Origin of the sequence: Nocardia jiangxiensis NBRC 101359, assembly GCF_000308615.1 — a bacterium.
Taxonomy (GTDB): Bacteria; Actinomycetota; Actinomycetes; order Mycobacteriales; family Mycobacteriaceae; genus Nocardia; species Nocardia jiangxiensis.
Genome location: NZ_BAGB01000046.1, coordinates 1 through 18,356, shown reverse-complemented (window position 1 = coordinate 18,356; position 18,356 = coordinate 1). Strand labels below are relative to the sequence as shown.

At 68.5% G+C, this 18,356-nt stretch carries 19 protein-coding genes and 1 pseudogene; 8 read left to right on the top strand and 12 right to left on the bottom strand.

What is annotated here, in order from left to right; genetic code table 11:
- Positions 1 to 171 precede the first annotated feature (171 nt).
- Entirely contained in the window at positions 172 to 627 is a 456-nt protein-coding gene (locus tag ON40_RS19635) for a prepilin peptidase (protein ID WP_040825021.1), read from the bottom strand.
- Positions 628 to 838: 211 nt separating this feature from the next.
- Between ON40_RS19635 and ON40_RS19630 the strand changes: the two genes are divergently transcribed.
- Genes ON40_RS19630 through nusB form a run of 3 tightly spaced genes read left to right on the top strand, consistent with a single transcriptional unit; the run spans position 839 to position 3,089 of the window.
- Positions 839 to 1,960 carry an aminopeptidase P family protein gene (locus ON40_RS19630; RefSeq protein WP_040825020.1) on the top strand — a complete coding sequence of 374 codons (1,122 nt, stop codon included), beginning with the start codon at positions 839 to 841 and terminating at the stop codon, positions 1,958 to 1,960.
- A 32-nt stretch (positions 1,961 to 1,992) separates the two neighbouring features.
- The gene (efp, locus tag ON40_RS19625) at positions 1,993 to 2,556 is read left to right on the top strand and encodes an elongation factor P (RefSeq protein ID WP_040825019.1); all 564 of its coding nucleotides are present in this window, start codon (positions 1,993 to 1,995) and stop codon (positions 2,554 to 2,556) included.
- Between the two features lie 20 nt (positions 2,557 to 2,576).
- Entirely contained in the window at positions 2,577 to 3,089 is a 513-nt protein-coding gene (gene nusB, locus ON40_RS19620; RefSeq protein WP_040825018.1) for a transcription antitermination factor NusB, read from the top strand.
- Between the two features lie 73 nt (positions 3,090 to 3,162).
- On the opposite strand, the gene ON40_RS19615 is transcribed toward nusB, so the two are convergent.
- Positions 3,163 to 4,143, bottom strand: coding sequence for a quinone oxidoreductase family protein (locus ON40_RS19615; RefSeq protein ID WP_040825017.1), 981 nt, complete (start codon positions 4,141 to 4,143; stop codon positions 3,163 to 3,165).
- An 81-nt stretch (positions 4,144 to 4,224) separates the two neighbouring features.
- Here ON40_RS19615 and ON40_RS19610 point away from each other — a divergent pair, with 81 nt between their 5' ends.
- The gene (locus tag ON40_RS19610) at positions 4,225 to 4,800 is read left to right on the top strand and encodes a TetR/AcrR family transcriptional regulator (protein ID WP_040825016.1); all 576 of its coding nucleotides are present in this window, start codon (positions 4,225 to 4,227) and stop codon (positions 4,798 to 4,800) included.
- Between the two features lie 48 nt (positions 4,801 to 4,848).
- On the opposite strand, the gene ON40_RS19605 is transcribed toward ON40_RS19610, so the two are convergent.
- The 3 genes from ON40_RS19605 to ON40_RS19595 all read right to left on the bottom strand — a co-directional run bounded on the left by ON40_RS19605 (position 4,849) and on the right by ON40_RS19595 (position 7,643).
- Positions 4,849 to 5,058, bottom strand: coding sequence for a hypothetical protein (locus ON40_RS19605; RefSeq protein WP_040825015.1), 210 nt, complete (start codon positions 5,056 to 5,058; stop codon positions 4,849 to 4,851).
- Positions 5,059 to 5,146: 88 nt separating this feature from the next.
- Positions 5,147 to 6,403 carry an SLC13 family permease gene (locus tag ON40_RS19600; protein ID WP_051193315.1) on the bottom strand — a complete coding sequence of 419 codons (1,257 nt, stop codon included), beginning with the start codon at positions 6,401 to 6,403 and terminating at the stop codon, positions 5,147 to 5,149.
- Positions 6,404 to 6,488: 85 nt separating this feature from the next.
- Positions 6,489 to 7,643 (bottom strand): serpin family protein, encoded by a 1,155-nt coding sequence (locus ON40_RS19595; RefSeq protein WP_040825164.1) that lies wholly within the window; start codon positions 7,641 to 7,643, stop codon positions 6,489 to 6,491.
- A gap of 277 nt (positions 7,644 to 7,920) precedes the next feature.
- On the opposite strand from ON40_RS19595, the gene ON40_RS19590 reads away from it, so the two are divergent.
- Positions 7,921 to 8,478 carry a DUF4334 domain-containing protein gene (locus ON40_RS19590; protein ID WP_373281938.1) on the top strand — a complete coding sequence of 186 codons (558 nt, stop codon included), beginning with the start codon at positions 7,921 to 7,923 and terminating at the stop codon, positions 8,476 to 8,478.
- A 43-nt stretch (positions 8,479 to 8,521) separates the two neighbouring features.
- On the opposite strand, the gene ON40_RS48225 is transcribed toward ON40_RS19590, so the two are convergent.
- The 4 genes from ON40_RS48225 to ON40_RS19570 form a co-directional block, all read right to left on the bottom strand.
- On the bottom strand, positions 8,522 to 10,579 hold the full coding sequence (locus ON40_RS48225; protein WP_051193314.1) for an MHYT domain-containing protein: 2,058 nt from the start codon (positions 10,577 to 10,579) through the stop codon (positions 8,522 to 8,524).
- Positions 10,580 to 10,728: 149 nt separating this feature from the next.
- Entirely contained in the window at positions 10,729 to 11,442 is a 714-nt protein-coding gene (locus ON40_RS19580; protein WP_040825014.1) for an HD domain-containing protein, read from the bottom strand.
- A 101-nt stretch (positions 11,443 to 11,543) separates the two neighbouring features.
- The gene (locus ON40_RS19575; RefSeq protein WP_040825013.1) at positions 11,544 to 12,170 is read right to left on the bottom strand and encodes an alpha-ketoglutarate-dependent dioxygenase AlkB; all 627 of its coding nucleotides are present in this window, start codon (positions 12,168 to 12,170) and stop codon (positions 11,544 to 11,546) included.
- Between the two features lie 139 nt (positions 12,171 to 12,309).
- Positions 12,310 to 12,933 carry a TetR/AcrR family transcriptional regulator gene (locus ON40_RS19570; RefSeq protein WP_051193313.1) on the bottom strand — a complete coding sequence of 208 codons (624 nt, stop codon included), beginning with the start codon at positions 12,931 to 12,933 and terminating at the stop codon, positions 12,310 to 12,312.
- A gap of 75 nt (positions 12,934 to 13,008) precedes the next feature.
- On the opposite strand from ON40_RS19570, the gene ON40_RS19565 reads away from it, so the two are divergent.
- On the top strand, positions 13,009 to 14,025 hold the full coding sequence (locus tag ON40_RS19565) for an NAD-dependent epimerase/dehydratase family protein (RefSeq protein WP_040825012.1): 1,017 nt from the start codon (positions 13,009 to 13,011) through the stop codon (positions 14,023 to 14,025).
- Between the two features lie 97 nt (positions 14,026 to 14,122).
- On the opposite strand, the pseudogene ON40_RS19560 reads toward ON40_RS19565, so the two are convergent.
- A pseudogene (locus ON40_RS19560) lies at positions 14,123 to 15,079 on the bottom strand (NADP-dependent oxidoreductase); the annotation flags it as partial.
- Positions 15,080 to 15,172: 93 nt separating this feature from the next.
- Positions 15,173 to 15,595 carry an SRPBCC family protein gene (locus tag ON40_RS19555; protein ID WP_040825011.1) on the bottom strand — a complete coding sequence of 141 codons (423 nt, stop codon included), beginning with the start codon at positions 15,593 to 15,595 and terminating at the stop codon, positions 15,173 to 15,175.
- 136 nt (positions 15,596 to 15,731) lie between these two features.
- Here ON40_RS19555 and ON40_RS19550 point away from each other — a divergent pair, with 136 nt between their 5' ends.
- On the top strand, positions 15,732 to 16,538 hold the full coding sequence (locus ON40_RS19550) for a helix-turn-helix domain-containing protein (RefSeq protein ID WP_040825010.1): 807 nt from the start codon (positions 15,732 to 15,734) through the stop codon (positions 16,536 to 16,538).
- A 91-nt stretch (positions 16,539 to 16,629) separates the two neighbouring features.
- Here ON40_RS19550 and ON40_RS19545 read toward each other — a convergent pair whose 3' ends face one another.
- The gene (locus ON40_RS19545) at positions 16,630 to 17,532 is read right to left on the bottom strand and encodes an oxidoreductase (RefSeq protein WP_040825009.1); all 903 of its coding nucleotides are present in this window, start codon (positions 17,530 to 17,532) and stop codon (positions 16,630 to 16,632) included.
- Between the two features lie 83 nt (positions 17,533 to 17,615).
- Between ON40_RS19545 and ON40_RS19540 the strand changes: the two genes are divergently transcribed.
- Positions 17,616 to 18,200, top strand: coding sequence for a TetR/AcrR family transcriptional regulator (locus ON40_RS19540; protein ID WP_040825159.1), 585 nt, complete (start codon positions 17,616 to 17,618; stop codon positions 18,198 to 18,200).
- The last annotated feature ends 156 nt before the right edge of the window (positions 18,201 to 18,356 follow it).

Sequence of the window (18,356 nt, the reverse complement as noted above, 5' to 3'; positions counted from 1 at the left end):
CCCTCCATCTTTCCACGTCAAGACCGCTGGCCGGACATCTGGCCCGGCGTCGTGCGGGATCGCGGTCCGGTGTGACCCTGGACGGGCCTGCGTGCGAACGGCGAAATCGCAGCTACGCGGGCATGGTGCCGCAGGCCGCCGATGGCCCGGCCGGGCACGATCGAGGCCGGGTCAGCGCGCCAGCAGCAGGGCGCCGAGGGTCGCCAGGCACATAGCCGGTCCGTGCGGAATGGCCCGGTCCGCGGGTGCGGCGCGGGCCGGGTGCGCGCGCACTCGCACTAGCGGACCTGCCAGCGCGGTGAGTACGGGTGCGGTGAGTGCGGCCCACACCCACACCTGCGCGCCGCCGCAGGCCGCCGCCGCGCCGAGACCGAGCGCCAGTTTCACATCACCCGCTCCGAAGGCGGCCGGAAACACCAGATGGATCACCAGATAGGGCGCCGCGAGCAGAAGTGCGCCGAGCACCGCGGCGGTGCCGCGTCCGGTGGCCGCCGCGGCACCCAGTACGGTTACCGCACCCGGTCCGGTGAGCGCGTTGGGCAGGCGGCGCTCACGCAGATCGATGACGCTCAGCGCAACGCACCATCCGGTGAGTGCGAGGAATGCGGCGACGGCGAGGACGGACATGAGCTCATCGTGCCCGTACCGAATGGTCCGCGGGGGCTGCGACCAGCAAATGTGGATAACTTCGAAGTTGTGAATAAATAACGCTTCAGAATTCTGCGGAGAAGGGCATTCGCCCAGCTCGCCGAGCGGGTGGCCGTTCCGGCCGGGCTGTGCAGCAGTATGGGGATACGACATGGGGATGTTCGGGCCGGACAGCGGTAGCGTTGAGACCATGTCTGCTGATCACGGTGCCCGGCGCCCCGACCACGCAGCCCGCCGGGCTGCGTTGCGGGACCTGCTGGTGGAGAACGGGGTCGATGCCCTGCTGGTGACGGACCTGGTGAACATCCGGTATCTGACCGGATTCACCGGATCCAATGCCGCCCTGCTGGTCTACGCCTGGGACACGCCCGAAGCGCGCACCGTGATCTGTACGGACGGCCGGTACATCACGCAGGTCGGCGAGCAGGTGCCGGATCTGCGCGCGGAGATCGCGCGGGCCAGCGCGCGCCGGATCGTGGAGTTGGCCGGGGAGTGGCAGACCGGGCGCGTCGGTTTCGAGAGCCACGTCGTCACGGTCGACCAGCACCGCGGCTTCGTCGACCAGGCCACCGGACTGGAACTGGTCGCGGCGCCCGGCCTGGTGGAACAGCTGCGCATGGTCAAGGACGACTACGAGGTGGATCGGTTGCGCGCGGCCTGCGCGGCGGCCGACGCGGCGCTGGCCGCGTTGCTCGAGCGCGGCGGTATCCGGCCCGGCCGCACCGAGCGACAGGTCGCGCGGGATCTGGAATGGCTGATGTTCGAGCACGGCGCTCGAGCGGTGGCATTCGAGACCATCGTCGCCGCGGGCGCGAATTCCGCTGTGCCGCATCATCGCCCCACCGATGCGGTGCTGGCCGCGGGCGATTTCGTGAAACTCGATTTCGGTGCGGTCGTCGACGGCTACCACTCGGACATGACCCGCACTCTCGTCCTCGGCGAGCCCGACGACTGGCAGCGCGAGGTGTACGACCTGGTTCGCGAATCGCAGCGGGCCGGGCGCAAGGCGCTGAAACCGGGTGTGGGATGCGCCGAGGTCGATGCGGCCGCACGGGGTGTGATCGAGGCGGCAGGGCACGGCGAGCTGTTCGTGCACGGACTGGGACACGGCGTCGGTCTGCAGATCCACGAAGCGCCCGGTCTCGCCAAAACGGGCACGGGTACACTGCTCGGTGGCGTGGCGGTGACCGTCGAACCAGGTGTGTACTTCCCGGGCCGCGGCGGTGTCCGGATCGAGGATACCCTCGTGGTACGCGAGGGGGGTCCCGAGCTGCTCACGCTCACCAGCAAAGACCTGACCGTCGTCGATTGACGCGCGGCCCGAGAACAGGAGATCCGAGGACAGTGGCGGACACCAGCGACTTCAAGAACGGCCTCGTGCTGAAGATCGACAATCAGCTTCAGCAGATTGTCGAGTTCCAGCACGTCAAGCCGGGCAAGGGGCCCGCATTCGTGCGCACCAAGCTGAAGAACGTGCTGTCCGGCAAGGTGGTCGACAAGACGTTCAACGCCGGGGTGAAGGTCGAGACCGCGACGGTCGACCGCCGCGATATGACCTACCTGTACCACGACGGGTCGGACTACATCTTCATGGACGGCGACACCTTCGACCAGATCAACCTGGGCGAATCGGTCCTGGGCAAGTCCTCGGGCTTCCTGCTGGAGAACATGAGCGTCCAGGTCGCGATGCACGAGGGCGAGGCGCTGTACGTCGAACTCCCCGTCGCGATCGACGTCGTGGTGACCCACACCGAGCCGGGCCTGCAGGGCGACCGGTCCAGCGCGGGCACCAAGCCGGCCACCGTGGAGACCGGCGCCGAGGTGCAGGTGCCGCTGTTCATCAACCAGGGTGACAAGCTGCGCATCGATACTCGCGACGGTTCCTACATCAGCCGCGTCAACTCCTGACCCGAGGGAAGCCAGCGACTGTGGCCGATCAGCCCGGGGACAAGAAGTCCCAGTACAAGAAGCTCGGCGCCCGGCACAAGGCGCGTCGGCGCGCGGTGGACCTGTTGTTCGAGGCCGAGGCGCGCGACATCGACGTGACCGAGTTGATCACCGAGCGGGTGCAGTTGTCCACCGGCGACGATTCGGTCGCACCGGTGAACCCGTACACCAGCACGCTGGTCGAGGGCGTGGCCGACGATCTGGACCGGGTGGACGGCACCATCGAGTCGTACCTGCAGGACTGGACGCTCTCGCGGCTGCCCGCCGTGGATCGCGCCATCCTGCGGGTCGCGGTGTGGGAGTTGTTCCACGCCAACGACGTTCCCCCGGTCGTGGCCGTGGACGAGGCGGTGGAGCTGGCCAAGGAGTTGTCCACCGACGATTCGCCGAGCTTCATCAACGGCGTTCTGGGCCAGGTGGTTCGGGTGGCTCCGCAGGTCCGCGCGGCCGCGGCGGCCACTCGCAGCACGCCGGTTTCGGGGTCCGAGGAGTAGTTCTCCGGACCCGCGGAGTCGTTCCGCGATCGGGCCGAGGATCCCGCCGAGCCGGGGCTTCGGCCCGATTGCGTTATGGGGCAGTCGGATTCGGTTGCAGGATGATCGTTCCGGTGGTCTGCCGGTCCTGCACCAGTCGATGCGCGTGCGCCGCCCGATCCAGCGGCAGTGTCCGGTCGATCAGTGGCTCCAGTCCGCCCTGTGCGGCGCGCTCGAGCACCTCGGCGCGGGTGGTGGCGACGAAATTCAGCCAGGCCGGACCCGCGCAGCCGGTGTAGGTGAGGCCGCGGGCGAGCAGGTCCGTGGCGGTGATGGGGGTGGGCTCTCCCGACAGGGAGCCGTAGCCGAGCATCCGGCCGTGCAGCGGTGTCATGAGATCCAGGAGTTCCGCCGCGGACGAGCCGCCGATCGCTTCGAACGCGACATCGATCGTGTTGCCTGCGAGGATGTCTCGCAGCCGCCGCGTCCAGTGCGGGTCGCGGTGGTCGAGGACCTCGTCCGCGCCGAGCGCAAGGGCACGGTCGGTTTTGTCCCCGCCCGCCGTGGCGATGACGTGTTTCGCGCCGAATTCCCTTGCCAGCTGGGTGAGATAGCCGCCTACACCGGTGGCCGCGGCCTGGACCAGGATCGTTTCGGTGCCGGTGAGTGCTGCCCGCCGCAGCAGAGCCGTCGCGACCGATCCGCCCATCAGTACTGCGGCTGCCTTCTCGGTCGGCAGTTGCGCCGGGATCACGATCGCGGATTCCGCTGGCACGCAAACCATTTCCGCATACGCTCCCGAGCCCGCGGTGACCGCGACGACTCGTGCTCCCAACAATGCGGCATCCACCCCGGGCCCGATCTCGGTGACCGATCCGGCCGCCTGGAATCCGAATACCGCGGGAAGTTCGGCGACCATCGGGAAAATGCCTGCGCGCAGGGCGATTTCCGGATAGAGCACCGGAATCGCGGTGGCCCGCACCAGGATCTCGCCGGGGCCGGGGTGTGGGTCCGGCACCTCGCGGGCGAGGAGTACCTCGGGCTCGCCGACGGCGGTCATTAGGATTGCTTGCATTGAAACTCCATAAGTGGACTGACGGTCAAGTTTCGTTCCGACGATATGGACCGTCGGTCAAGTTGTCAACGAAGGGACGGCATGTCCGGCGAACCCCGTAAGGAACGCGCCGACGCCGCGCGCAATCGACGCGCGATCCTGGATGCGACTGCGGCGTTGTTCGCCGAGCACGGTGCGGCCGGAGTCACGATGGAGCGCGTGGCGGCCGCCGCCGGGGTGGGCAAGGGGACAATCTTCCATCGCTTCGGCTCTCGGGCGGGGCTGCTGCAGGAATTGGTCGGGGAACGCGCGTTCGCGTTGCGCGAGGCGGTCGTGCACGGTCCGCCGCCGCTCGGGCCGGGTGCGCCCGCGGCGGAACGGCTATTGGCGTACTTCGACGCGATGACGGAATTGGCGCTGGACAACCTCGACCTGGTCGTCGCCTATCAGACGTTGCCCGAACATCCCGAACGGGAGAAACTGCACGCCTTCTGGGCGGCGCACATCACCGGCCTGTTGCGTGAGGCGCGGCCGGAGCTGGATGCGGAGACCACCGCGGCCCTGCTGATGGCGCCACTGGGCAGCGAGATGGTCGTTCGCGCGAGGCAGACGGTGGGGCGAGAACGGATCCGGCAGAGTATGCGGGATCTGGTGTCCTCGGTGCTCGCGCCGCGGTGAGCGGACGAGATCTGCACCCGGCCCGGTGCAGGTGGTAGCGGACCGGTGTTATCCGGTGGATCCGCTGGACGCCGGGGCGGGTGCGGGCGACGGCTTACCGTTCAGCAGGGCATTGCAATACGCGTCCGAATGCCCGGCGTCCTTGCAGTTCGCCCATTTGACCTGGCCGTCGGTCCACGCATCGGCGTTCGCCGCCGGGGCCGCGATGCCCACCGCGCAGCAGAATGCCAGGCCGATGACGGGAACGAATTTTCTCACACCAACCCCCAGAAAATCGCGAACAGGGAACCGGCTCCCACAATGCCACGCCTGCGGAACATCCGACCACGGGAATTATCTGCGTCGATCAGCCAGTGATCAGCAGCGCGCCGACGGCGGCCGCGGTCGCGAGGACGGCCAGGGCGAGTCCGGTGGCCAGGAATCGGCGCATCGGCACGCGCACGCCGTGGATGCGGCAGAATTCCAGGCACAGCAGGGTGGCCAGGGATGCCCACGGCGTGACCACCGATCCGACGTTCGTGCCGATCAGCAACGCCAGCAACTGATTCCGATTCCCGGTCGGTATCACCGCCTCGCCCGCGGTGTACGCGGGCAGGTTGTTCGCGATATTGGACAGTCCGGTTCCGGCGGCCGCGGCACGCAGCGCCCCGGACACGCCGGGGTCGTCACCGATCAGGGTGTGCATCAGCGTCGAGAGGCCGAATCGGCTCAGCGTCGGAACCACCAGGAACAATCCGACCACGAAGATCAGCAGCTGCCACGGGATGAGAGACCAGCGCAGCACGCGACGATCCAGGACGGCGAAGGCCGCGATCGCCAGCAGTGCCGCCGCGGCCGCGGCCAGGCCGATGCTGTCGCCGACGAGCGGGATGGCGACCACGAACAGCAGGCATGCGCCCGCGGTGACACACATCAGGACGCGTTCGCGGGCATCGGCCGCGCGCACCGGCTGCGGGGGAACGTAGCGGTCCGCGCCTCGGCGGCGCCGCCGCCAGTACCAGATCCACAGCGCCAGCATCGTCATCAGCACCGAGGCCAGCTGCGGCGCCCACATGCGCGCCGCGAATCCGACGCCGTCCAGCCCGACCCGGTTCGCCGCGAGCAGGTTGGTCAGGTTGGAGACCGGCAGCAGCAGACTCGCGGTGTTGGCCAGCCACAGCGTGGTCATCGCCAGCGGTAGCGGCGTGATCCGGGCGGGCCCGGCCAGGGCCAGCATCACCGGCGTGAGCAGCACCGCGGTCGTGTCGAGGTTGAGCAGGGTGGTGGTCGCCGTGGCGAACAGCACGCACAGCACGAACAACGCCGCGTAGTTTCCGCGCCCCAGGATCGCCACCCGATGCGCGATCACGTCGAACACCCTCGCCCGCCGCGCCAGCTGAGCCAGCACGATCACACTGCCCAGGAACAACAGCAGCGGCGCGATCCGGCGCATATTGCTGGCGGCCTCGGCGCGCGGCAGCAAACCCGTTGCCACGCACAGCAACCCGGCAACGAGCAGCGCGAATCGAATCCAGTCCAGCAGAGCTACCCGGCGCAGTCTCGCGGATATCGGCACTGTTCGCGCGGTCGTGGTCCGCTGGTCGACTTCAGTCTGCTCGGGCATCGCAGACATCATCCCAGAGCCCGCCGACGCGTTCCGACCGGTCCTGGGAGGACGTCCGGGCAACATCGGGGGAATCGCTGCGGGGTCAGCGCGATCCGGTGGCGTGCGGGGGATGGGCCACCCATCCGGCCACGACGGCCAATCCGGTCGGGCGGTGGACGGCCAGGAACCCGAAGGGCCGGTCGAAGGTCACAGAGATTTCGGTCGTGGCGTGGGGGCGGCGGAATGCGACGGCGCGGACCATGCCGACGGCGGTGACCGCGGCGGCCTCGAAACCTTCTCGGGTGAATCGGGCGCGGGCGTTCTGTGCGGCGGCGTCGACGCACAGGGGTGTGTCGGACAGGGCCGGGAAGTGTCCGACCAGTGGGTCGGTCGCGGTGCGCAGGCCGAACAGATCGCGGTGAGCGAGCAGATCGTGTGCGGAATGGATTTCGAACGGCGGCAACTGGATTCGCAGGGTGTCGGCCACCGCGCGGGTCTGCCGGACGGTCAGGCCGGGGCCGGTGTCGCCGACATGCAGAGCGGAATTCACCTCGACCGAGCCGTCGAGGACGCCGAGTCCGGCTCGCAGTGTCTCGGCGGGGGAGGCGTCGCCGAGGAGCAGGTGTACGTCCAGGTCACCGCTACCGCGTACGACGACTCTGGTCACGGGGTCCGGTGTGGCGAGTAGGGCTGTGTCGGTTAGGGTTTCGGAATTGCGGGACAGGCCCGGTCCGCGATGGCCCGCCCAGGGACCCGACGTGGGTTCGAACACGTCGTCGTGGAACGGTGTGCGCCACGCCGTCTTCGCGACGATCGCGGTGGCCAGCACCATCAGGGTGTCGGGCTGCACGTCGAGCGGGAAGCGATCGATGAGCCCGCCGGTGTGGCGGTCGGCCCAGGAGTCCAGGGCCGCTCGGCCGGTCAGTTTCTCGACGGTGCCCTCCGGGAGGGCGCGAACCCATGCCTCGTGCAGGGTGAGGTCCGCGTCGACCCAGACACCGAGCGCGGCGGACGTCGAGTCGGCATCGGCGATTTCAGCGAGCAAGGCCAGCGCGGCGGCTCTCGACTCGTCGGCCGCGATCGACGTGGCGGCGGCGAGTTCGGATCGCGCGGGTTCGTCGGCGGCCTCGGCGAGAATGCCCAGCAGCGGCCAGATTCCGCAGCCCGACAGGACGAAGTCGTCACTTCCCGCCCGTTCGCACCAGCGGCCGGTCAGGTCGTTGGCGGCGGCGACATGTGACAGAAGGCTCGACTGCACGTGATCCAGCGTAGCCATCGGGCGATGCCGCATCCGGTGTGCAGCGCACCGGAGGTGTGCCCCGGAACCCCGCCGACGGGTGTACGAAAGGACGACGGGGTGTTCCGCGACCGCATCGGGCGGATTCGCGGACCGGGGTCGGTGATCATCCTGGTACCTCAACCGCACTCGAGGTCAAGGGATCCTCCGCAGGGGACGGACGTGTTCGCGGTCTCGGCGTGTCGAGATATTGTGAGAGTCGATTGTTCTTTCTTTCGCATGAATCGAGGAGGCTGGCGTGGCCGGTATCGGCACACCCGCGGCGCGGCTGGACGAACTGCGCGGCACGGGCTGCACCCCGCAGCAGGCGTGGGAACTTTTCGACAGCCTCCCCGGAGTTCGCGTCGAGGAGATCACCACCGGCCGCTGGCGCGGTGGCGAACTGGACACCGGACATCCGTGGAAGGGTGTGCTGGTCGGATCCGGCTGGTACGGCAAACAATTCGACAGCGCCGACAGCGTGCAACCGCTGCTGTTCGCCGGACCGGACGAACGCATCTTCCCGGTCGACCCGCGCCGCGTCCCGCTCGCCCTCGCGGGCCGGATTCCGCTGGCCGGCGTGCGATTCTGCCGACGGTTGCTGCCGCTGCTGCGTCCGGCCCTGCGCGCGGGATCGCCGCGCGCGCGGCTGCGTGACCTGGAATTCCGCGGCAAGGTCGGCGCGGCGATGGTGTACGACCACCTGCCGATCATCGACTGCTTCCGCCTGGTCGACGGCGATACGCTGCTCGGCGTGATGGATATGCGCGGGATGAGCGACCCGTATTTCTTCATCCTGTCGCGCGATCACTCCTGAGCGTGGCCGAATGCGCCCGGCGGAATCACCGCCGGGTGGTCGGTCACTGCTCCATCGAGCGATCGGTGCGGTGCGGGGGCCGCTCGTCTGCCGTGCCCTTGGCGCCGCCGGATCCCGGTGCGGTGGTGGTATTTCCACCGGGTAGCACGCGGAAACCGTTGTGCCAGTTCGATACCGCGGCCTGTGCGGGATTGCGGTTCTGCCGCCCCGAGGTATCGGATTCGGCGCCCAGATCGGCGATGATGCGTCGGATGGTGCGGGAACTCGTGCCCAGTTGCGCGGCGATCTCGCTGGTCGGCGCGTTGTCGGCGTGGAGTTCGCGCACGCGCTCGCGGAACGCCGGATCGCGCCGGTACTGACGATTGGCCTGACCGGGTTCGGATTGAGCTGTCTGCGGTGAGGCGGTGGGTGTCGCCGTTGCCGTGTACGGTCCGGCAGGTTCGGCGTACTCCTGTTCCGGGGATTCCGCGGGTGTCGTCCATCCGGCGTCCGCCGGTGTCTGCCCCGACGGGTTCGGCGCCATCGGCGGAAGTGCTTGCCCCGCTTGCCATGTCCAGGCCGTATTCGAGCGTGATTGTACCGTCGGCAGCGTTTGCGTCACTGCCGAGAGGTCCTGTTCGTCTGCTGGGTTCTGCGTTGTCGGCGGGAGTGCCCGACCTGGATCCGCGGTCTGTGCCGCTGCCGGGGTCGGTTGGCCCGCTTCCGGAATCTGTGCGGTCGCCGGGAGTGGCTGTCCCGCTTCCTGAGTCCGCGGGGTCTCCGGGAACGCCACCTCCTGGGTTTGTGACGTTGCCGGGGCCGAGTGGACTGCTTCCTGCGTCTGTGCGGTCGGCGAGAGCGGTCGGCCGTTTGCCGGGGTCTGTGCGGTCACCGGAAGTGGTCGGCCTTCCGTCGACGCGGAAGGGATCTGCTCCGTCGTGGACATCGGTGCCGACCGTTGCGCTTGCTCGACCGACGACATCTGCTCTGTCGGCGAAGTCGACTGTCCCGCCGCTGAATTCGGCGCTGCCGGTGCGGGCATCCGAGGTTCGGGCTGGGTGCGGCTCTCTTCCTGCGCGGCCGACAACGATGCCGCCTGATCGGACGACGCGATCCCTTCCCCTGGAATCGCCTGTGCGCTCGCTGATTCCGATGAGTTCTGCGCTGCCGAGGAGGAGACGGGGGACATCTCGTCCGACACGACCGCATGCGAGTCGGCTGCCGCGCCCGAGGCCACGAGTGCCGGGGCAGCGAATATCCCGCTGGTCGAGGCGTCGGATTCTTCGTCCAGGATCCACGGACTGGGCAGATCCAGATCCACCAGTGCGCCGGTGCCGGACAGGATGCGCAGATTGTCCATCAGCACCGTCCGCGGTGCGCGGGCGTTGTCCACCAGGCCGCCGTCCTCGACCGCGCGGCGCATGACCCGCTGCAGGTGTCGGCGGGCTCGGTTGATCCGTCGCGATCCGGCGCCGGTCTCGCGCAAGGTGCGCGCGTGATCGGCGGCCAGGGCGACGTCGATCAGGCGGCGCTGTCGCGCGGCCTCGCCTGCGGTGCGGTCGGTGGGATCCGCGATGCCGAGCCGGATCAGCATGCGTTCGGGTGTGATGCGCCAATTGATTCCGCCCAGAGCGCCGCTGCGGCGACGTTCGAGGGCCATACTGCGTTCCCATCCCCACGCCGCGACCAACGGCGCGGACAAGCGGATCAGTACTGTGCCGGCATTGTCCGCATCGGTGGCCGCCAGCACCGCCGACAAGCAGGTGAGCACCCACATGGCGACGCCGTCGATTCCGGCGCTGCCGCTGACCTGCTGGGCGCTGCGGGCCCGCAATGCCGAGGTCAGCACCATGATCTCGAGGAACGCGAAGAACATGATCCGCAGCGACAACGTCAGGTGCAGCGATTTGTCGAAGAACACCCACATGCCCTGCGCGCTGACACCCGTCGCGATCGCGGCCGCGAGCAGCGTGCCCGCCTGTTCTCCGGTGAGTCCGCGACGCCGGGCCGATCGCACGGCCCAGATCGCACCCCAGACGACCACGAACGCGCCGAGGGCGGCGAGCACCGTGATCGTGAGATGTGACTCCAGGTTCGTCGCGATCCGATCGATGCCGTTCATCCGCCGGAGGTCCTTCCATTTGCCAAACGCCGAGCCCGGTGATGGTCTCGCGTTCTCGGCCGCGCCGCACCCCGAATCATCCGAAAGGGTGGCGGATCACCGATGCGCGGCGGACCGAATCACTGTCGGGCGCATCGGGACAGCGGCGGTCAGTTCTCCTGGAGGATGGCGGCGAAACGTTCGTCGGCCAGATCGAGCTGGTCGAGTATGTGCTGCTTGACGTGTGCGGCCAGCGGGGTGTCGGGCCGGGTGACCAGATCGCGGTAGACGCTGGTGAGCGGGCGATATTTGATCGCGAGCTTCTCCATGGCCGGGCTCGTGGCGTAGAGGATCCCGACACCGTTGTCGGTGAAGTCGGACAGCTTCACCACCCGTGCCCACGGATCGCTCTCCAGACTCGTGGCGATGTGCGCGCGGTATTGGTGATTGCGATCGATACCCGGTTCGCGGGCGGGATTGGTGACCGCGGCGACGAGTTCGGCGACCCGTTCACCGAAACGTTCGCGCACCGCGGCCAGGGCGGCCTCGGTCTCGGATCCTTCTCGGCCGCCCGCGAGCTCGGGTGCGTGGTCCTCCACCGCGTCGTGCAGCAGGGCCGCCACGACCAGATCGGTGTCGTGCACCTCGTAGTGGCTGACGATCCGGATCGCCACGCGCAGTAGGTGGCTCAGGTAGGGTTCGCGACCGTACCGGTCGTCGCGATGCAGGTCCGAGACCAATTCGAGTGCCGCGCCGACGCGTTCGGGCTCGTCCAGTTTCGCCGACTCGAGGGCGAGCCTGCGGCGCAGCCCCTCCTCGCCGTGCACCTCGCTGATCGTGTGCAGCGGCATCACGGCCAGAATTCCCGCCCCTGTCGCGTTCATGGCCCCAATCTATCGGGCGGGACCGACGAAGTGACCCATCGGTAGGCGAAATTACGGTGACCGAACGGGGGCAGGGCGTGGGCCGCTCGCCGGGGCGGGACTCATCGCACGCCGCGTGGACGGAACTGGATGCTGATTCGTGGTCCGACCGCGCGGCGGGTCTTGGGCACCGCGTGTTCCCAGGTGCGCTGACAGGATCCGCCCATCACGATCAGATCGCCGTGCCCCAGCGGATACCGCAGGCTCTCGCCGCCGCCGCGGGGACGCAGCAGCAGAGCACGAGGCGCGCCGATCGAGACGATGGCCACCATCGTGTCGTGCGTCGCGCCGCGACCGGAGGTGTCACCGTGCCAGGCGACGCTGTCCGCCCCGTCCCGGTAATAACACAACCCGGCGGTGCGGAACGGTTCGCCCAGTTCGTCGAAGTAGTGCTCGCTCAAGGCGATTCGCGCGGTCTCCAGCGCCGGGTCCGGAAATTCCCGGCCCTCCTCGTAGAACCGCAGCAACCGCGGCACGTCGACCACCCGGTCGTACATCTGCCGACGATCGGCGCGCCACGGGACCGCCGTGACGAGTCGATCGAACAGCAGATCGGCGCCGCCGAGCCAGCCCGGCAGCACATCGACCCACGCGCCGTCGGACAGGTTCACCCGGCGCACCCCGTCGAGCGGACCGAGCGTGATCTCCTCGAATCCGTCGAGCAACGATCCCTGCAGCGGTACCGACATGCGCTCGAATCTACGTTCTATCGAACATATGTTCAACCATCGATGTCTGGTGAGTCGAACCTCCGTGCCGTGTCGCAGGACGTCGGTGACGGTTCTCCATCAGGACATCGGTGACACGACGACGTGGGGCGTTCGTCGGTTACCGCGGATCTCCGGGGCGGACATCGACGAGCTGAAGCATCGCGGGGAGCAGGTCGTTCGCCAAGGGGTCGGCGGCTTCCTCGCCGATCGCTCCCTCCAGTGCGAGGGTGGTGTAGCCGTGCACCAGCGACCACACTGCGTAGCTCTGCACCAGCGCGGGATCCTCGCCGGACGTCGGCGCGGCATCTGTGCCGCGCAGGACGCGATCCAGGGCGCACAGGGCGCGGTGCTTCTGCTCGGCCAGTTCCGGATCGTCGTAGTCGAACTGCGTCATGCGCCACATGAGGTCGAACAGCGCGCGGTTGTCCCGCGCGAACGCAACATATTCGAGTGCGAGCGCCGTCACCCGCTCGCGCACATCGCGTCCGGAGAGCTCGACCGCCTCGAGGCGCTCGCACAGCTGGCGGTAGGCGCGCGTGGCGAGTGCGCCGAGCAGCCCGCGTGCATCGCCGAAATGGTGCTTCGGCGCGGACTGCGACACACCGGCCCGCCGCGCTGCCTCGCGCATGCTGAAGCCGGCGACGCCGCCCTCGGTCAACACGTCCAGCGCGCTGTCGAGCAGCGCCGCGCGCAGGTTGCCGTGATGGTAGCGATCGCCGGTCCTGGGCTCCTCGGTCATCATGATGCCTACATCTTGACATTGAGTAGATCGTCCGTAAACTACTCACTGTCAAGATGGCAGATCGATTGGGTGGACATGGCGGACACGGTTCTGGTCACGGGCATTTCGGGATTCATCGGCGGTCACATCGCCGCTGAGCTGCTGCGCCGGGGGTATGCGGTCCGCGGGTCGGTGCGGTCGCCGGCGCGAGCCGGCGAGGTGCGCGCTGCGATGGCGGCGGTCGCGGACGACGCCTTGCTCGAGATCGTGCAACTCGACCTGCTCTCGGACGAGGGCTGGTCGGCCGCGGCCGAAGGGTGTCGTTTCGTGCAGCACGTTGCTTCCCCCTTCGTCACGGCGAAGCCGAAGGACCCGGATGATCTGATCCGTCCTGCCGTCCAGGGCACGACCAGGGCGATCAACGCCGCGCTCGCTGCGGGCGTGGACCGCGTGGTGGTCACTTCCGCCCTCGCGACGGTGCAGTACGCCCCGGCGCGCAAGGATCACCTCTTCACGGCATCCGACTGGACCCCGCTCGAGCAGCGCGGGCTCGGCGCCTACGTCACCTCGAAGGTCCGGGCCGAGCGCGCGGCGTGGGACATCACCGAGCGACGCGGCGCGCGCGACAGTCTCGCCGTCATCAATCCGGGCGGGGTCATCGGCCCTCTGCTCTCCGACGACCCGGGAACCTCGGTCACGGCGATCCAGCAGATCCTGGCAGGGGCGCTGCCGATGATTCCCGACCTGCGACTTCCCTGGATCGACGTGCGGGATGTCGCCGACGCACATATCGAGGCCATGACCGCCGAGACCGCGGGCGGCACCCGCACGATCCTCGCCACGGACCCGTCATCGCTCATCGACGTCGCCGCGGTGCTGCGGGAGAGGCTTCCCGAGGTGAGCGCAAAGATGCCCACCCGCGCGATGCCGACCTGGCTGACCTGGGTCGCGAGCATCTTCGAACCTCAGCTGCGCGACAACCGATGGCTCATCGGATTGGCGCAACGCTTCGACCGGGGGCCCGCCGAGGCGCTCCTTGGCCGGCCTCTCCGCTCGATACCCGAGACGATCGAGGAAACCGGCCGCAGCCTGGTCGAGCACGGACTCGTCTGAGCCCGCATCCCCGCGGCCGTCATCGCCACACGAACCCCGCAGAATCCGTAGCTCCAGCGCCCGGTCCCGGGAAGCGTCGCGCCCCTGAGATTCCCTGGAGGTCGATGACGACCTTGCTGTGCACGTGGCGACCGGCCTGGAGCTCGACGGCGGCGCGGATCTGCTCGACCGGAAAATGTGCGGCGATCGGTACCCGGAGTTCATTCGTCGCGACCAGGCGGGCGATTTCTTCCAGGGCGCCGGGGGCGGCGTTGGCGCCGTTGGCCGGTGTGATCCCGTCGATCTGGGCGGCAATGGTGGTGATGCGCGCGTCCGCGACGCCGAGTTCTCGTGCGGCCTGCGCTGTCTCCGTCCCGTGCAGGTCGATCGCTGCGGTGACGCCGCCCGGGGCGAGGCCACGAACACGGTCGGCCAGGCCGTCGCCGTAGGCAACCGGTTCGGCCCCGAGGCTGCGCAGAAAGTCCGACGATGTCGCCGATCCCGTCCCGATCACCCGCGCCCCCGCGAGGCGCGCCAACTGGACGGCGAACACTCCGACTCCACCGGCCGCGCCACCGATGAGTACCGTGTCGCCCGGTCCGGGATCGACGACGGCGAGGGCGGCGGCGGCTGCGCAGCCCGCTATTGCAAGGGTGGCGGCGGTGCGGTCGTCGATGCCGTCGGGGGTGTGGTGGGCGTCGCCGCCCTCCGCGATGGTGCCTGCCGCTGCTACGATCACGAAGTCGGCGACCGCGCGGGAAAGCGCGCCGCCGTACACTCTGTCGCCGGTCGTGAATCCCGTTGCGCCGTCACCGATTTGGTCCACCACCCCGGCATAGTCGGTTCCGAACCCGGCAGGCAGGCTCAGGCCGAACCGGGCGGCGGTTTCCGCGTCGGAGGTCATGAACCAGTCCATCGGGTTCAGTCCGGCTGCGGTGACTCGCACGCGAATCTGTCCCGTACCGGCTCGCTGCGCGGGTACCTCGTGGAGGTCCAGGACTTCAGGGCCGCCGAATGACTCGAGCCGAACTGCCCTGCTCGTGCTCGCCGGCGTTCGAGTGCTGTGTTGCTGCATGCTTCTCGGCTCCTCGGCTCCGCGATCGCGCGTCGAAACGGACTATGATCCGTTTATTCGAACCACACTAACATAATCGGAGCGTGATCCGTTTCAGGTGAGGTGTGCATCCGCGCCGTTCGCGGCGAGGGTTCGCTCGATGTATTCGCTGCCCGCGCGCATGGCGGCCAGGAAGCCTTCGCCCATCTCGGCGGGCAGTAGGTCGCGCAGCCAGACGAATCGGCTGCGCCCGGGACCGAGCGGGACCACCTGCATGACGGCGTTGTCGTGTTCGGGCGTCACATCGCTGCCGACGACGCTGTAGGCCACGCGCATACGGTCCTCGTCGACCGAGACGAGTCGCTCGTGCACCACGGTGCCGTCGGCGAACGTGACGCGGCGATGATCGCCGTCGGCGGTGCAGTCGGTGACGAACCCTGGCGCCATCCGCAGCGGGCCGGTGTCGAATCGGCGGATCACCGCCCAGATGTCGGCGGCATCGGCCGCGATCTCGAATTCGGTTCGGACGGTTGCCATGTCATCACTCCGGGTGTTGGGATGCGGTGGACAGCGGCGCTGTCCGGGACGGTCCGAGTGTGCCGCGCGGATTCGGCTCGCGTCTTGAACATTCTTGCGCCGCAAACCTGTCGGACCTCCGGCGTACGGTCGGTCCGTGCTCACCTCCACAGCCCTCGCCGTGCGGCCGCGTTACGCGGTGCACACTGTCGTCTGCGACGGATGTCACCGGGGCTGGTCGGAGCCCGAATCGTCGTCGGTGCATCGGCTGGTGATGGTGCGAAGTGGCCGATTCCGCAGGCGCGGGCATGCCGGAACCGTCGAAGTCGATCGCCTGTGCGCGTATCTTGCGACGCCGGGGCAGTCGGAGCAGTTCGCCCATCCGGCGGGCGGTGACGTGTGCACCGCCGTCACGGTGGATTCCGCGCTGTGGCGATCGATGGCTGGCTCCGGGAGCGTTTCGGCGACGGCGATTGCCGTGGACGGACGGCTGGACCTCGCTCATCGGCGATGCCTGGTTGCGACGCGGACCGGTGATCAGGACTTCGCGCTGGCCGAGGAATTGATCGGGCTGCTGGCTGTCGCGGTGCGGCGCGCGGTGCCCGGACCTCTCCCGGACGCGTCCGGACGTCGGGATCGCGGACTGGTCGCCGCGGCGCGGGAGGCGATCCGGGAGCGTGATCCGGCCGCGGCCGGACTCGTACCGCTGGCACAGCGGCTGGCGGTCTCGCCGTTCCGGCTGAGCCGGGCGTTCTCGCGCGAGATGGGGGAGTCGATCACGGCCTACCGCAATCGATTTCGCGTCGCGCGCGCCTTGGACGCGATCGAACGGTCCGACCGGAGCCTGGCCGATCTGGCCGCGGAGCTGGGTTTCGCCGACCAGGCCCATCTCGCGCGAACGCTGCGCGCACAGGTCGGCTATCCGCCGTCGGCGATACGCGCCCTGTTGCGTCCGAGGGTCTGAAACCGGCGCCGATATCGGGCAACTGCGATCACGGCAGACGTCGATGTGGAACTCGATACTTCTGTCGCAGGTACGGACATGAAGATGTGTCTCATCGCGTGCCGGTACCGCTGGGTAGCGGGAAACCGACGCCGGTGAGTTGTTCGGAGACGTTCCAGAGGCGGCGGGCGAGCTCGGGATCCTGTGCCGGTTCGGAGCGGTCGATGAGTTGCGGCGCGCCGCGCATGTGCGCCAGGTGCCGGGGACCGGTGAAGCTGTTGCCGGGGATGTCGGCGACAGCGGCGTACAGCACCGGCAGTGCGCCGTGGTCCGCATCCTGGGCCAGCAGTCCGAGTACGACCGACCACATCAGGTCGATCGGGCGTCGTGGGCCGTCGTGCTGGTAGATGTCGGTCGCGACCAGGCCGGGATGTGCCGCGTGCGCCCGGACGCCCGATCCGGCCGCGGTCAGTCGCCGATGCAGTTCGGCGGTGAACAGCAGGTTCGCGAACTTGGAGTCGTTGTATGCCCGGGATGCTTGGTAGGGGCGTTGTTCCCAGTTGAGATCAGCGAAATCGAGCCGGGCGAGCCGTTCGGCCTGTGAGGACACGGTGACGACTCGGCCGGTGATGTCCGGCAGGAGCAGGTTCGTCAGCGCGAAGTGGCCGAGATGGTTGATGCCGAATTTCGACTCGAACCCGTCGGTCGTGCGGGTCAGGCTCGGCCCGGACACGCCCGCATTGTTGATCAGCAGATCGATCGGGCCGTCCCAGTCCGCGGCGAAGGTTCGCACGGAATCGAGGTTGGCGAGGTCGAGTTCGCGGACCTCGGTGTCGCCGCCGATTCCGGGCGCGGCTGTATGTCCTCGCTCGATACTGCGCACCGCCAGTACGACCCGCGCGCCCGCGGCGGCGAGCGCCTGCGATACCGACCGTCCGATTCCGCTGTTCGCTCCGGTCACCACCGCCGTGGTTCCGGACAGGTCGGGCAGATCCACACCGTGAAAAGTAGTCATGACTACAATGTAACCACCGACTACATTGTAGTCAATGAGTACATTGTAATCGGTGGTTACATGTGAATGTTAAGGTGACGATCATGAGCGATCACGCCTATCACCACGGCAATCTGCGGTCGGTGCTGCTCGCCGAGGCCGAACGAACGCTTCGGGACGACGGCATCGATCGGTTGTCGCTGCGTGAACTCGCCCGGCGGGCAGGGGTGAGCAGCGCGGCGCCGCGGCGTCACTTCCCCGATCGGCAGGCGCTGCTGGACGCCCTGGCCGGGGTGGGATTCGATCGTCTCGCCGAGGAGATCGGCGCCGCGACCGATCGGGCCGGTGCGGACTACCCGGCACGTCTGCGGGCTGCGGCGATCGCGTACATCCGATTCGCCACCCGCGACGGCGCGCTGGTCGATCTGATGTTCGCCGCCAAAACCCGTGTGGGACACGCCGTTCCGGCGGAAGGGCCCGCGCGCCTGTTCGCCACCGCCGGTGAACTGATCGCCGAGGGGCAGCGAACCGGCGCGCTCCCGTCCGGTGATCCCGACCGGCTGCGCCTGCTGCTGATCGCCACCCTCCAGGGCGTCGCCACCCTCATCACTTCGGGCCGGGCGCCCGCCGAACTGGCCGATCCGCTCGCCGCCGACGCCGTCGCCCTGTTCCTGCGCGAGCATCGTTGACGCCGACCGTGCGACTACCGAGCTCGGCCTTCGCGCCGAATCACGCTGCTCGATGGACACTGCGGCGATATCGGGGCGACCCAAGCCTCGCACTGAGTCACGTTGGTCGATGGGCGTCGCGGCGATGTCGGGGCGAGGCGAGTTTCGTGCTGAGTG